Annotated in this window: 10 protein-coding genes and 3 tRNA genes; 10 read left to right on the top strand and 3 right to left on the bottom strand. The window is 43.3% G+C overall.

Annotated features, from left to right (window positions below):
- Positions 1 to 175: 175 nt before the first annotated feature.
- Positions 176 to 1,222, top strand: coding sequence for an IS481 family transposase (locus AQUSIP_RS06100; RefSeq protein WP_114835537.1), 1,047 nt, complete (start codon positions 176 to 178; stop codon positions 1,220 to 1,222).
- Between the two features lie 77 nt (positions 1,223 to 1,299).
- Here AQUSIP_RS06100 and AQUSIP_RS06095 read toward each other — a convergent pair whose 3' ends face one another.
- Positions 1,300 to 2,907, bottom strand: a complete 1,608-nt coding sequence (locus tag AQUSIP_RS06095) for a RasGEF domain-containing protein (protein ID WP_114835252.1) — start codon at positions 2,905 to 2,907, stop codon at positions 1,300 to 1,302.
- Between the two features lie 92 nt (positions 2,908 to 2,999).
- Positions 3,000 to 4,355, bottom strand: coding sequence for a phosphatidylinositol-specific phospholipase C domain-containing protein (locus AQUSIP_RS06090; RefSeq protein WP_114835251.1), 1,356 nt, complete (start codon positions 4,353 to 4,355; stop codon positions 3,000 to 3,002).
- Positions 4,356 to 4,576: 221 nt separating this feature from the next.
- Here AQUSIP_RS06090 and AQUSIP_RS06085 point away from each other — a divergent pair.
- The 9 genes from AQUSIP_RS06085 to AQUSIP_RS06045 all read left to right on the top strand — a co-directional run bounded on the left by AQUSIP_RS06085 (position 4,577) and on the right by AQUSIP_RS06045 (position 13,591).
- Positions 4,577 to 4,658: transfer RNA gene (locus AQUSIP_RS06085), tRNA-Leu, on the top strand.
- 139 nt (positions 4,659 to 4,797) lie between these two features.
- Positions 4,798 to 6,096: a trigger factor gene (gene tig / locus AQUSIP_RS06080; protein WP_170131875.1), complete on the top strand. Its 1,299-nt coding sequence runs from the start codon at positions 4,798 to 4,800 to the stop codon at positions 6,094 to 6,096.
- Between the two features lie 22 nt (positions 6,097 to 6,118).
- Entirely contained in the window at positions 6,119 to 6,742 is a 624-nt protein-coding gene (gene clpP / locus AQUSIP_RS06075) for an ATP-dependent Clp endopeptidase proteolytic subunit ClpP (protein WP_114835249.1), read from the top strand.
- Positions 6,743 to 6,817: 75 nt separating this feature from the next.
- Positions 6,818 to 8,101: an ATP-dependent Clp protease ATP-binding subunit ClpX gene (gene clpX, locus AQUSIP_RS06070; protein WP_114835248.1), complete on the top strand. Its 1,284-nt coding sequence runs from the start codon at positions 6,818 to 6,820 to the stop codon at positions 8,099 to 8,101.
- 99 nt (positions 8,102 to 8,200) lie between these two features.
- Positions 8,201 to 10,639, top strand: a complete 2,439-nt coding sequence (lon, locus tag AQUSIP_RS06065; protein WP_114835247.1) for an endopeptidase La — start codon at positions 8,201 to 8,203, stop codon at positions 10,637 to 10,639.
- A gap of 471 nt (positions 10,640 to 11,110) precedes the next feature.
- Entirely contained in the window at positions 11,111 to 11,398 is a 288-nt protein-coding gene (locus tag AQUSIP_RS06060; RefSeq protein WP_114835246.1) for an HU family DNA-binding protein, read from the top strand.
- Between the two features lie 42 nt (positions 11,399 to 11,440).
- A tRNA-Val gene (locus AQUSIP_RS06055) sits at positions 11,441 to 11,513 on the top strand.
- A gap of 43 nt (positions 11,514 to 11,556) precedes the next feature.
- Positions 11,557 to 11,630: transfer RNA gene (locus tag AQUSIP_RS06050), tRNA-Asp, on the top strand.
- An 80-nt stretch (positions 11,631 to 11,710) separates the two neighbouring features.
- Positions 11,711 to 13,591, top strand: a complete 1,881-nt coding sequence (locus tag AQUSIP_RS06045; protein ID WP_114835245.1) for a SurA N-terminal domain-containing protein — start codon at positions 11,711 to 11,713, stop codon at positions 13,589 to 13,591.
- A 127-nt stretch (positions 13,592 to 13,718) separates the two neighbouring features.
- Here AQUSIP_RS06045 and AQUSIP_RS06040 read toward each other — a convergent pair whose 3' ends face one another.
- Positions 13,719 to 14,402 carry an F-box protein gene (locus AQUSIP_RS06040; RefSeq protein ID WP_147277506.1) on the bottom strand — a complete coding sequence of 228 codons (684 nt, stop codon included), beginning with the start codon at positions 14,400 to 14,402 and terminating at the stop codon, positions 13,719 to 13,721.
- Positions 14,403 to 14,469: the final 67 nt, after the last annotated feature.

Below are 14,469 nucleotides of genomic sequence, written 5' to 3'. Positions count from 1 at the left end.
TATAATGAAGTAAATAAATCTGCATTGGCAGCTTTATCTTAACCAGATTTTTCAATCCAATTTAATAATGTGCATTAGTTCCGATCTAATCTGACACTTGCTACTTGAAAAAAGTAAGGTTACCCGTTTTGATAGTTATGTCGAGTAAAAATCAAAACATTAAAGAGGTAACCTTATGTACGAGTGTACGCAAAAAATCATTAAAAACAAGGTCGGTCTGTTAAATTTGGCAGAAGAGCTAGGGAATGTATCAAGAGCCTGCAAGGTAATGGGCTTCTCCAGAGATACGTTTTATCGTTATAAATCAGCAGTTGAGCAAGGAGGCATTGAGACCTTGTTCGACAAGAGCAGACGGCAGCCAAACATCAAGAACCGCACCGATGAAGCTACAGAGAATGCTGTATTGGACTATGCCATTGAGTACCCCGCGCATGGTCAATTAAGAGTCAGTAATGAGCTTAGGAAAAGAGGTGTTTTTGTTTCTCCTAGCGGTGTTCGTTGCATCTGGCTAAGGCATGATTTGGCATCATTTAAACAGCGTCTAACCGCACTGGAAAAGAAATCTGCCGAGGAGAACTTAATTCTAACTGAAGCACAACTGGCCGCGCTAGAACGCAAAAAAGACGATGATATGGCCTGCGGTGAAATTGAAACAGCACATCCTGGCTATCTTGGTTCACAAGATACCTTTTATGTTGGCAATCTCAAGGGTGTTGGGCGCATTTATCAGCAAACATTTGTTGATACCTACTCCAAAGTGGCTCATTGCAAGCTATATACCACAAAAACACCGATTACATCTGCTGACCTGTTAAATGATCGTGTGTTGCCATTCTTTGAAGAACAAGGCTTGGGCTTGCTGCGCGTATTAACGGATCGTGGCACTGAGTTTTGCGGCAAGGTAGAGCAACACGATTACGAGTTGTATTTGGCGCTCAATGATATTGAGCACACCAAAACGAAAGCTCAATCACCCCAGACCAATGGCATCTGTGAACGCTTTCATAGGACGATTCTGAATGAGTTTTATCAGGTTGCTTTCCGAAAGAAAGTTTACACAACTATTGACGAGTTGCAAAAAGATCTGGATGATTGGCTCGGTTATTACAACAATGAACGCACACATCAGGGTAAAATGTGTTGTGGCCGAACTCCGATGGCGACATTGATTGATGGTAAAAGAATCTGGAAGGAAAAAGTTGATAATCTCAACTTGAACTGACAGTAAAACCGTAACTGAAAAACGGGTAACTGTCAGATCAAGTCGGAACTTTTACAAATAATGAGATAAGTATTATTTTATAAATGAGGTTTGCGGGGAGGAGGGGCGTGACCCTTTTCTCTTTTTTCGGGCTTCTGCTCAAAAAAAGCATAAGGTGATTTTTTGCTTTCTTTTATCAAGCTATTATCCTGTGCGGCTGCCTCTTCCTCTTTTTTGCTGATTAAAGCTTTCGCCTGATTTTTGGTGGCGTTGAGTAATTCATGCAAATTATCCAACAAATCTTCAAAATGAAAAGGAAATCCGAATGAGTCAAACTTGTGCAGGTATACTTTAACGCTGTGTGCGTGTCTGTGTTTGTGAGTAAGTTCATTCTTACTAAATATGTCAACGGTCGCAAGAAGAGCGTCTATTTGCTCAATCCATTTATTGATCTGCCTGGTATCATCCCTTATGCTTTCAAGCGTCGGAAGACGATTTAATTGCTTGAATATTTCCTGCGCTGCGTTAAACCTGAATTTACCTAGATGGGTTTCATTTTCGCCGCGGTATTGGTAAGCCTGAGCCGCTTTTTCGTCGGGATAGAGCAGAAATCCTTCGGCGTAAGTGCGATAATGGCTGGCATATCTCTCAAATAACCGCTTTTGTTTTGCGAATAAATTATCGTAATAATTTAATTTAAGCGTATCCAGTATTTGATCACTGTTAAAAAACATCCCTTCATCGCCGATATTTTTTTGCACGAGCATATGAAGTATTATGTCATCATTCACATGGCGCTGTCCTATCTTCGACTGAAATCCTGCAATTTCCTTTTCCAGGGTATTTATTTCCCTCTGTACATTGGCGATAACGCCAAGATGGCCAATTATATCCTGAATTTTTTCTTGCGGTATCGATTCGTCATTTTTCTCAAGTAAGCTGGTTAACTTTTCAAAGTCAGTGGGCGATAGTGACGGTTCATTATGTTTTTTTTGATTAATCGCTTTGCGGATGAATTCCATTATTTCATCAAAATTTTCAAGCTTCATTAGCGCCTGTACACCTTTTTTTTCTTGAGTTAATGTCTCTGAGAGGAGCGTTATTCTTCCTTTATAAGAGCCAAAATAAGGGACGACTTTCTTTTTCTTGAGCACCAAATCCAGATACAGGGGTCGATCATTTTTATAAATGCCGAGATGCAAATTTTCCACCTTGTTTAAGGTGGACACTGCTTTTGAAGATAATTCTTCTTTTAGCCTGGGATTAATCCGCTCAATAATTTTATTAATAGCCGAATGAATGGTTTGAACACTATTGAAATCATTTTTTTGTAAACACTTATTCATGACTTCAATCCACCTTTCCATTATAAGTGTCATGTCTTTGAAGTTTTTCTGAGAGATGGTTTCTTTTACGATTAGCTCCGATATATTGTTTATAACATTGGCAAACCGCTGGTGACTAGGTGGCGATTCGTTTTCGCTTATTTGTATACTTGATAGATTGTCAAGCTGTAAAAACGATTTTTCGCTTAGCTTGTGAAGTGTTTCAGCGAGTTTTTCAATGGCTTTTTCATACTGATGCTTATTAAATCTTTTACCGGTTTTGATCTTGATTTCAAAAGCAACTAACTCATCTGTGAGCGCATGGGTAAGAAAATCGACTTCTTCATCGGTAATTTGTTGTAGATGTCGTGGGCTAGTCATATCTGCTCCAGGCCTCGTGTATTATTTAAAAAGTATAATACACTTTGGCGGAAGCAGATGACGTGCCGATTATTTGTAACTGGTTAAATTAATTAATTTTTTGCTACCCAATGCCCATTCTTGTCTGCCGAATAATTTAACCCTACTTCGGTTAGCATCAGCGTCCCCATTGATTCTTTTAGACTATTCATTTGATAACCATTAATAGGGGTCGCAAAGTGCCAGTTTTTACCGGCACTAAGCTGGCAGGTGGACTCGCCGCTGGACCAGGGACCGATCAATGAAACGGCTTTAAGCTCGTTCGTATTTTTCTCTCTGCACGCATAGCCTGCTACCATTTGTTCGCAAGGAATATTTTGAATTCCTGAATCTTTTTTATAAATCGCACATTGTCCCTTGCTCTCCTGAGGATAAAAGGGCGCCCAGCTCCAGATAGCCGCAACAAGGCGAGGATCCGCAGTTGTAAGCATATCCATCGTTGGCCAATTGATACCGCAGCGCATCAATTCTTGCATGTCTTCTGGCTGTAATTTTCTTTGTGGGCGCTCAATGCTTGATAACCGCGTTCGGTCTTCAAATATGCGCCACATGCTTACATGGTTATTGTCATCCTGAAACACAGTCGATTTTCCGCAATCAGGGTAGGCAGTGAATGCGTTCATAGTGGAGTCTATAAATGTATAAGGACGTGAAGGTATATCGCCAATGCCGGCAAAGACATAGTCATTCCAGTGTTGGCTGAATTTATCTTCTTCTTCGTAGCGAACCGAGGATCCGTCACAATTTTTGGTGACAATAATCAACTGTTTTCCCGCTTTTAAAATGGCGTCCTTGGTAAGCGCGCTCGGAAGTGCAACACATCCTTTGGGTTTATCGCCATTTTTTCTAGCGAGACTTGCTTTATAAATAAATGGACCCAGGTATTCTTCAAGCATGGCGGCAAGTCTTGGTTCATGCTTGTCAAGATGTCGCTCGATATAAAGCAGGACAATTTCCTTCGGATTGGCTTTTAACCAGTTTCGAATTTCTTCCAGTCCTTCTGACATGGAACGATCGAAAATGCTGCAGCCTAAATGATTATCCTGACCGTGACACAATAAAATCGCTTTAGCCGCGCGGCTATTCATCGTCCAGTGCGCATCCAGCTCGATGCTGCGCACGCCCGCTTCCAGCTGGTCGTAAATCGAAAGTGTCTGATTGGGGTCAAGATAGCGCAGTGGGGTGGCATAGTGGCTGGCATTATAAGAATTATGTGTGCCGATGAATGTCGCTTCATTCAGTGGGACATAAAGATCGATTTCACTTTGTAATTTGAGCGCGGTAGCAAGCCAGCTATTTTTGTAAATGTTTGCATCTTGGGATGAGGGACTGATCGGACCGGCGTAAACAGTGCAACCATATAATAACATTGCGAGTGGTAGCATTTTTTTATGATGTGACTGAAACATTCCTTGTTTTCTCCAGGCGAGATAAAATCAAGGTTATATATTAGTTGGAGATAAAATACTATCGCAAAGCCCTCTCTTAACGCTGCGCTCTGATGCTCTGCGAGCGTGCTGACAGTGCAGGCAATTCTTCCTCAAATAAAAAATACGACTAACCGCTTGATTGTCATCTTAAACTCCAGTAAAAATGGCAGTTCTGTTCTATCCTTAAAGGTAAGAGAATTGCGAAAGTGGCGGAACTGGTAGACGCGCTGGATTTAGGTTCCAGTGGGGTAACCCGTGAGAGTTCGAGTCTCTCCTTTCGCATAGCAAATTGTAGCAAGATGAAAGACAGAGACAGACTTAAAAATTCCTACTATAATAACGCCCTTTAAAAATGGACTCCTAAAGAGGAGAAGCCTTTGTTTTATAGGGCAAAATTTTTTGATTCATTGGGGTCATGACCATGCAAGTATCAGTTGAAAAAGTGAACAACGTCGAGCGCCGCCTGACTATCGTGGTGCCAGCCAACCAAGTCGAAGAAGCTTATGCAAGACAACTCGACAAGCTGGCCAAAAAAGCCAATATCAAGGGTTTTCGCCCGGGCAAGGCGCCTGTTTCCTATATCGAGCAGCGGTTCGGTGATGACGCCCGCAAAGAAGCACTGGCTGAAGTGATGCAAAAATCACTCTATGAGGCGATTACTGAGCAGGATCTAAAGCCTGTCAGCCAGCCACAGGTAGAACCGAAGTTGATGATGCCTAATCAACCCTTGGAATTTATTGCTTCATTTGAAGTCTTGCCAGACATAGAAAATATTCAATTTTCGATGAGCACGATTGAAAAGCCCGTGACGGAAGTGACGTCAGACGATGTAGACCGTGTTGTTGAACAATTGCGCAAACAATATGCTAAATGGAAATTGGTAAACAGGCCGGCACAGGAAAAGGATCGGGTTGTTATCGATTATTATGCGATTTTTGAAGGCAAGTCTGATATAGAAAATAAAATCGAGAATTTTCCCCTGGAACTCAGCAGTAAGGTCATGCTGCCTGGGTTTGAAGAAGGCCTGAAGGGTGCTAAGGCAGAAGAAGAGCGTACCTTGAACTTAAGCTTTCCGGCTGATTTTCCGGCAGCTGAAAGAGCGGGAAAACCAGTTGATTTTGTGGTAAAAATAAAGCAAGTTTTTGAAGCAGATGTGCCCGAATTAGACGATGATTTTGTGCAAAAATTAGGCGTGAAAAGCGGGAAAGTAGATGATTTGAAAGACCAGATCAAGCAATCACTCGAACAGGAACGTGACCGTTTGGTGAAAGAAAAGTTAAAAGAGCAGGTTTTCCGTCAATTGCTCGAACAAAATCCAATCGATGTGCCCCGATCATTAGTGGAACGCGAAGCGCACAACATCCATGACGAGATTTATCCACAGCATCAGCACCATGATCATCATCAGCATTCCAATGAAGAAATGGCTGCTTTCAATGATGTGGCAAAAAAACGGGTAAGCTTGGGATTATTGATCGCAGAATATGCTAAAAAGGCGAATTTGCAAGTCAATAAAGACCGTGTGAATCAGCGCATACAGGAAATTGCTGCAGCGTACGAGCATCCGCAAGAGGTGATTGCCTGGCTTTCATCTCCTGAACGCCGCAATGGTATTGAAGCGCAAGTCATGGAAGATCAAGTCCTGGACAAATTGATGGAAGATGTGTCCGTGACTGAGAAAACCATGAGTTATGCAGAACTCAAAGGTATTCGTATATAATATATTTATGAAGGGAAATGTTATGTCTGACATACTGAATCATCCGACCAGAAGTCAATTGGTGCCTATGGTCGTTGAGCAAACCGCGAGAGGCGAAAGAGCGTTTGATATTTATTCCAGGTTGCTCAAAGACCGTGTCATCTTTATTGGCGGAGCCATTGATGACCACGTCGCCAACTTGATTGTGGCGCAGTTGTTGTTTTTAGAATCTGAAAATCCGGACAAGGACATTTCCGTTTATATCAATTCTCCCGGTGGCGTTGTCACCGCGGGTCTTGCTATCTACGACACCATGCAATTCATCAAGCCTGATGTGAGCACGATGTGCGTAGGGCAGGCTGCCAGCATGGGCGCCTTACTACTTGCTGGTGGATCAAAGAATAAGCGCTATTGTCTGCCGAATGCGCGAGTCATGATTCATCAGCCGCTGGGTGGCGTTCAGGGACAAGCGTCGGATATTGCCATTCATGCTGAAGAAACATTAAAAGTGCGTGCTCGATTGAATGAAATTCTGGCCAAGCATACTGGCCAGCCTATAGAAATTATCGCGAAGGATACGGATAGGGATTATTTTATGGCCGCCGAACGAGCCCGCGATTACGGGATCGTTGATAAGATTCTCGATTATCGCAGCAATAAAAAGTAATAATATAAATAAGGGCGGTTGATTTTAGCTAAATCATCCCTATTTATAGGAATATAAACTGAAGAGGCTTATCTTATGAGTAATGACCAGCGCGGCAATAGAGATAAGGTATTTCACTGCTCATTTTGTGGCAAAAGCCAGCATGAAGTACGCAAGCTGATAGCAGGGCCGTCTGTTTATGTTTGTGATGAATGTGTTTCGCTTTGTAATGACATCATCAATGAAGAGGCGCGGGATGATAAGTCCGCCACCCCTTCGGATACCTTACCCAAGCTGCCTACCCCGGTAGAAATTTGCAAAACGCTGGACGAGTATGTCATTGGGCAAACGCAGGCTAAAAAAGTTCTATCGGTGGCGGTTTACAACCACTATAAGCGTTTGCGCAATCATTCAAAACAGGATGAAGTCGAGCTGAATAAAAGTAATATTCTGCTCATCGGTCCTACAGGCAGCGGTAAAACGCTCTTGGCTGAAACCTTGGCGCGCCTTTTAAATGTGCCCTTTGTCATCGCTGATGCGACTACCCTTACAGAAGCCGGCTACGTGGGTGAAGACGTTGAAAGCATTATACAAAAGCTTCTTCAACGTTGTGACTATGATGTGTCAAAAGCGCAAATGGGGATCGTTTACATTGATGAAATTGATAAAATTTCCCGTAAATCAGAAAATCCATCCATTACCCGCGATGTATCAGGCGAGGGTGTGCAGCAGGCATTGCTTAAGCTGATTGAAGGAACCATTGCCTCTGTTCCTCCACAAGGCGGAAGAAAGCATCCGCAGCAGGAATTTATCCAAGTTGATACACGCAACATCCTGTTTGTCTGCGGTGGGGCGTTTGCGGGACTGGAAAAGCTGATCCGTGACCGATCTGAAAAATCGGGCATTGGTTTTTCCGCTGAAATTCATGGTAAAGATGACTCAAAAACGGTTAGTAGTCTTCTGCGTGAAGCGGAGCCTGCTGATCTGATCAAATACGGGTTAATTCCTGAACTGATCGGACGTTTACCTGTTGTTGCCACACTCGAAGAGCTGGATAAAGATGCATTAGTCAGCATTCTGACAGAACCTAAGAATGCCCTGATTAAACAATATCGTAAGCTTTTTGAGATGGAAGGTGTCACGCTGGAGTTTCGTGATGCCGCACTCCATACCATCGCTGAGCGATGTGTGGAAAAGAAAACCGGCGCCAGGGGATTGCGTTCCATTCTGGAAAAAACCTTATTAGACATAATGTATGAACTTCCTTCCTTAAATCATGTCTCTAAAGTAATTATTGATGAAGCTGCCATTCATGGTGAAACAAAGCCTATCGTTATTTACGAAAACCATGACCAGTCATCATCCACGGCAGCTGAGTAGCGAATGGCTTATACTTAATAAATAGATATCCAGCGCAATTGCCCATGGGCAGAATGCAGGGATAGTGAGCTAATTGAAGAATTATATGGAGGGGTCACAATGGCGTCCATTCCAAGTGATGCAAACACCTTAAGTGTTCCAGTTTTACCATTGCGGGATGTAGTGGTTTATCCCTATATGGTTGTACCTTTATTTGTTGGACGCGAACGATCCATCAAGGCTTTGGATGTGGCGATGGCCGCGGACAAACAAATCCTGTTATCCACGCAAAAAAATGCGACGGATGATCAGCCTGGCGAACAGGCCATTCATCGTGTTGGCACACTGGCAACCGTTCTGCAATTGCTCAAGCTCCCTGACGGCACGGTAAAAGTCCTGGTTGAAGGTGTAAAGCGCGGCAGTATTACGCGCTTCGTCGAAAATCAGGAGTACTTTCTTGCTGATATAGAATTGATTGATGATAAAAATATTAATGACCGTGAGGTCGAAATTTTTGTACGGTCATTGAAGTCCCAGTTTGAACAATACGTCAAACTCAATAGGAAAATTCCTGCTGAAATCATGGCTTCTATTCTTGCCATCGAAGACGGCAGTCGCCTGGGTGATACCATCGCTGCGCATCTCAATATCAAGCTGGATGAAAAGCAGAAGCTGCTGGAACAGGAGAGTTTGCCAAAGCGGCTTGAAAAACTGATGGCGTTGCTTGAAAGCGAAATTGATTTGCTTCAGGTGGAAAAGAAAATTCGCGGACGTGTCAAGCGTCAAATGGAAAAAACCCAGCGTGAATATTATTTAAATGAACAGATTAAAGCGATACAGAAAGAGCTAAGTGAAATTGAGAACGTGCCCAATGAGTTCGAAGCCTTGGCCAAGAAAATTGAACAGGCGGGCATGTCAAATGAAGCACGTGAAAAAGCGGAAGCGGAACTAGCCAAGCTCAAAAGCATGCCTATGCAATCAGCTGAAGCAACCGTGTCCCGTAACTATTTGGATGTCATGTTGTCACTGCCCTGGAGCAAACGTAGCTCCGCGCGTGTTAATCTCGCGAGCGCGGAAAAAATCCTTGAAACCGAGCATTATGGTCTTAAGGAAGTTAAAGAACGCATCATTGAATATCTTGCTGTACAAAAACGCGTGAAGAAACTGAAGGGCCCGATTCTCTGTTTGGTTGGTCCCCCTGGTGTAGGCAAGACATCATTAGGTCAGTCTATTGCCAATGCAACAGGCCGTAAATTTGTGCGTATGTCTTTGGGCGGCGTGCGTGATGAAGCCGAAATTCGTGGTCATCGACGCACTTATATTGGGGCGATGCCAGGCAAGATTATCCAGAAACTCGGTAAGGTAAATGTCAATAATCCACTCTTTATGTTGGATGAAATTGATAAAATGTCGATGGATTTTCGCGGCGATCCCGCTTCAGCTTTGCTGGAAGTGCTAGACCCTGAACAAAATCACGCATTCAACGATCATTATCTGGAAGTGGATTATGATCTTTCTCATGTGATGTTTGTGGCGACAGCCAATACCCTCGATATTCCGCCGGCTTTACGTGACCGTATGGAAATCATCCGTATTCCAGGTTATACCGAAGATGAAAAAGTGAATATTGCCATCCGCCATCTGATTCCAAAACAGATTGAAGCGGCTGGATTAAAGCCCTCGGAAATCGAAATTCCGGCTGAAACCGTATCGCACATCATCCGGTATTACACAAGAGAGGCGGGCGTACGTAATCTTGAAAGAGAGATTTCTAAAATTTGCCGAAAAGTCGTGAAGGAAGTGTTACTGAAAACGAAAGGCGAAAATGCACGCATTGAGCCGGATGATCTTGAACATTATCTGGGCGTCAGGCGTTTTCGTTATGACATCGCAGAACAGCAGGATCAGATCGGTCAGGTCAAAGGTCTTGCGTGGACTGAAGTGGGTGGCGAGTTACTCAGCATTGAAGCAGTCATCTTGCCGGGTAAGGGCAAAACCATTTATACCGGCCAGTTGGGTGAGATTATGCAAGAGTCCATCCAGGCAGCGCTATCCGTTGTCAGGGCTCGCTCAGACCTGTTAAACGTGCCCAAGAACTTCTTTGATAAACACGATATTCATATCCATGTTCCCGAAGGTGCCACACCTAAAGATGGGCCTAGCGCGGGTATCAGCATGTGCACGGCACTGGTTTCAGTGATAACACAATTGCCTGTACGAGCGGATTATGCCATGACGGGTGAAATTACCTTGCGAGGTGAGGTATTGCCCATAGGCGGCGTAAAAGAAAAACTGTTGGCTGCACACCGAAGCGGCATTAAAAACGTTATTATTCCTTTGGAAAACGTCAAGGATCTGAAAGAAATTCCTGACAACATTAAGCAGGATTTAAACATCAAACCCGTGCGCTGGATTGACGAAGTGTTAAGCGCCGCTGTCAGCGGTTACCCCGAGCGGTTAGCCCGCAAAGGCAAAAAGGGCAAGTCATCGCTGGTCAGTGTGGGTAAGAAAGTAAAACTGCGTAAAAATGAAAAACCGGAACGCATTAGAGCGCATTAATCTGTCATTGTCACCCCGCGACCAGATCGCGGGGTTGTCATCCAGAGAATTTCCAATCCTTACCCAATAAAAAAGTTTAACTTTTACTGTGCCTGGTAGTATTGACCAAGCTGTCTTATTCCTGCGTTATCCTCTGTCTTCCCACGCAAGCGGATTCATCGCTTTTATGACACTATTATTGCCAGGGATGAATAGATTTCCCGTCTACGCGGATGGAAGATGATTAACACCACCATTAAGCTCATAATTTAAGCAGAGGCCATGGGCCAGTCACTCGCCCTTGCACAGGTTTGAAGCAGCCTTGAGCGTATTCCGTAAAAATCTAATAAAAACACATTAACTTGCTTGACATAAGTTTCACCCTATTGGTATAAATCACACTTCGTTGCAAGTCATTAATTTACACGGAATGTTTATGGCAGGCAGGCGAATGAAACACACTCGTTTAATTATGGATAGAGAGAAAAAAGTATGAATAGAGCAGAATTGATCGACCTGATTGCTGAGAAGGCAGAGCTGACGAAGTCATCTGCATCCCGTGCGCTTGATGCGCTGCTTGAAGGTGTAACTATCTCATTACAAAAGGGTGATCCAGTTGTGATCGTTAACTTTGGTACGTTTACGGTCAAACAACGCGCAGCTCGTGAAGGACGAAATCCTTCAACTGGCGAAAAGATTAAAATTAATGCAGCAAAAGTGGTTGGCTTTAAAGCTGGCAAAGCACTTAAAGAAGCTGTAAAAGAGGATGCAAAATCCTAAGATTTGATTCCGTTACTGGGTCTTAAGCAGTGCGGATTTGCTGGGTGCTTAGCTCAGCTGGGAGAGCGTCGCCCTTACAAGGCGAAGGTCGCGGGTTCGATCCCCTCAGCACCCAAAAGTGTTTAAAAGTCGAAAGACTGCTATAAAAAGTGTTCCAAGGAGTGGTAGTTCAGTTGGTTAGAATACCGGCCTGTCACGCCGGGGGTCGCGGGTTCGAGTCCCGTCCACTCCGTTAAATTATGTCCATCGATCAAAAATAAGGTGTGTCTTGGTGACAAAGACGCGCCTTTTTTGCAAATAGAGAGCACAACAATGCTTCAAACCATTCGTGACTATACACAAGGTTGGATAGCAGGCGTCATTGTTACAATCATCATTCTGTCATTTGCCCTGTGGGGGATTCATAGCTATTTCACAGGCGGCACCAATAATAGCGTTGTTGCTCAGGTAAATGGTACCGAGATCACCAGAGAGCAATTGACTGTTGCATATGAGCGTCTTCGCCGTCAGGCACAAGTTCAGTACGGCTTGAATGCTGCGAAGGATGAGACAGCGTTAAAAGATCGAGCCTTGCAGACATTAATCGAAATCGAAGTGCTGAAGCAAGCTTCCGTTGAAGAAGGGTTCCATGTCTCTGATCGCCAGATTGACAGTTATTTGCAAAGCATGCCGGAATTCCAGGTAGATGGGCAATTTTCAGTTGACCGTTTCCAGGAAATTTTATCTTCTTCCCTCTTATCCACTGGCGAGTTTCTTGAGTTGATCAAAACCAGTCTGCTGATCGATCAGCCTAAATTGGGTATTATTCTGACTTCTTTTTCCCTGCCTGACGAAACGAATTACACCATTGCCTTGGTTAATCAGGAACGCGATATTGAATATATCAATATTCCCTTACATTATTTCCTTTCGCAGCCTATTGTCATTGCGCCTGAAAAAATCAAAGCGTACTACGAACAGCATAAAAATGATTTCATGACGCCCGAACAGATGAATGTGGATTATATTGAATTGTCGCTCAAGGAATTATCAAGTCGCATTCATCCAACTGAGGCAGTGTTAAAGAGCTTTTATAATGAAAATATTAACTCCTATACCCAACCAACTTCTTGGAAGCTTGCCAGTATAGAAATTCCTGTGCCAGCAACAGCTTCGCAGGAAGACTTTGCTACGGCCCAACGCAAGGCTGAGGCGGCGTTGCAGGCTATCGCGCAGGGCAATGATTTTTCCCAGATTGCGCAGCAATATCCCAGTGACGCCAATCTCAAAGGACAAGACTGGATGGTGCTGACCCAGATCCCAGCTGAATGGCAAAAAGCTGTGGCAGGCTTGACCAAGCCCGGCCAGATTTCTGAGCCCATCACCACGCCAAAAGGCATTGTCCTTGTTAAGGTAATAGATATCAAGGAACCTAAAATACAACCTTTGGATGCGGTCAGGGACAAGGTAAAAGAAGCCTATATCCGTCAGCATGCTGAAGAAAAGTTTGCCGAGTTGCGGGAGCAGCTGGCCGATCTGACTTATGAACACCCGGATAGTTTGCAAACCGCGGCAAAAACGCTGAATTTACCTATTAAAACCAGCGAGCTGTTTAGCAAAGATAAATCTGGCAGCGATATTTCACAGCATAAAAAGGTAAGGGATGTGGCCTTCAGCAATGATGTGATGAATCTGCAAAACAATAGCGATGTTATTCAGCTGAACCCTGAAACTGTGATTGTGCTGCGAATGAAGTCGCACATTCCTTCAACGCTGATACCGCTGAAAGATATTTCAAGGCAAATTGAAGACAAACTCAAAACAGAAGAAGCGGAAGCGCGTGCAGCCAAGTTTGCTGAAGATTTTAAGGCGAAATTGCAGGCTGGTAGTGATCCTGTCACCTTGGCTGCGTCTTTTAATTTGACATGGAATAAAACAGGCAACATTGGCCGTTATTCCAAGCAAGTGGATTCGGCTATTTTAGATACGGCCTTCAGTTTGCCTGCGCCTATCCCCAATTCGGGCAAAGCCACATATGGTGTAACGAAACTGCCAAATGGCTATGGCATTGTGGCATTGAAATCCGTCAAGCAGGGCTCGCTTGATAAAAAGCAATATGCCGTTTTTGCCGAGCAGGTACAAAATAGTGAAGGGCTGCTTGAATACGAATTATATAAGCAAAGCCAGAAGGCAAACGCCAAGATTGAAGTCTAGTCCCGGTAACGTTGGATACAAGGTACCTCTTTTTCTTATGTCATTGCTTCTGGCTGGATTATTACTCCAGTCAGGTGATCTTGAGCGTTACAAAGCAAGAAATCAATGCTTAAGCGTTGAAAATACGTTATTGATTATTGGGAATTTGTATCGACTGATACTTTCGCTCATTTAAACTTTCAATTTGAAAACTTTTTATTTGTTCCTGCTTGGCAGAGAAAAAATATAATAAATGCTGTTCTTTTTTATAATAAACCTCAGAAGCGATTGCCAACCGACGCGTTTTTTGTTTAAAAACAGCTTCCGTATTTACTTTAACACTAAACACAGCTGGACATTCCATTGGAATTAGCTGGAAAAGTTTTTGCCGGAATTTTGCGTAATGAAGCGCATCAGACAAGGAAGGGTAAAGTGACACCATTCTTGATGAGGGAAATGATTCGGTAATGACTTTTAATGTAATATCATCCGATTTTCTGGGATAAGGATACGCTGATGTCGGCTGATGGTACAATCTAATCAAATTGCCTGTTGTGTAATATGTCTCAGCAGTATGGGTTGTAATAAAACCGTTTGCTTTTAAATAAACTTCTTTTGCTGTTTTATCTTTTGATACTTTCACTTGCTCGGCTAAACAAAAAAATTTCCATGTTTCATCCTCTCCAAGAAGCTTATAGCTGCTGATGTTGATGAAAAATACGCGCATTTTATCGCGTAACGGTAAATAGGATAGAACATGCAAAAAAATTTCTTTTGGTAATAGATCTAGCATAGGGATGGCCTGAGTAATAATACCTGGTTTTATAGGCAAAAATTATACAATTATTTTATTAAGGCGAAATTAAGTATTAAACCTTAGGCCCGGCATAAGTCACAGC

Origin of the sequence: Aquicella lusitana (genome assembly GCF_902459475.1) — a bacterium.
GTDB lineage: Bacteria > Pseudomonadota > Gammaproteobacteria > DSM-16500 > DSM-16500 > Aquicella > Aquicella lusitana.
Note: the sequence above shows the minus strand (reverse complement) of the source record. Positions and strands in the feature narration are given on the sequence as shown.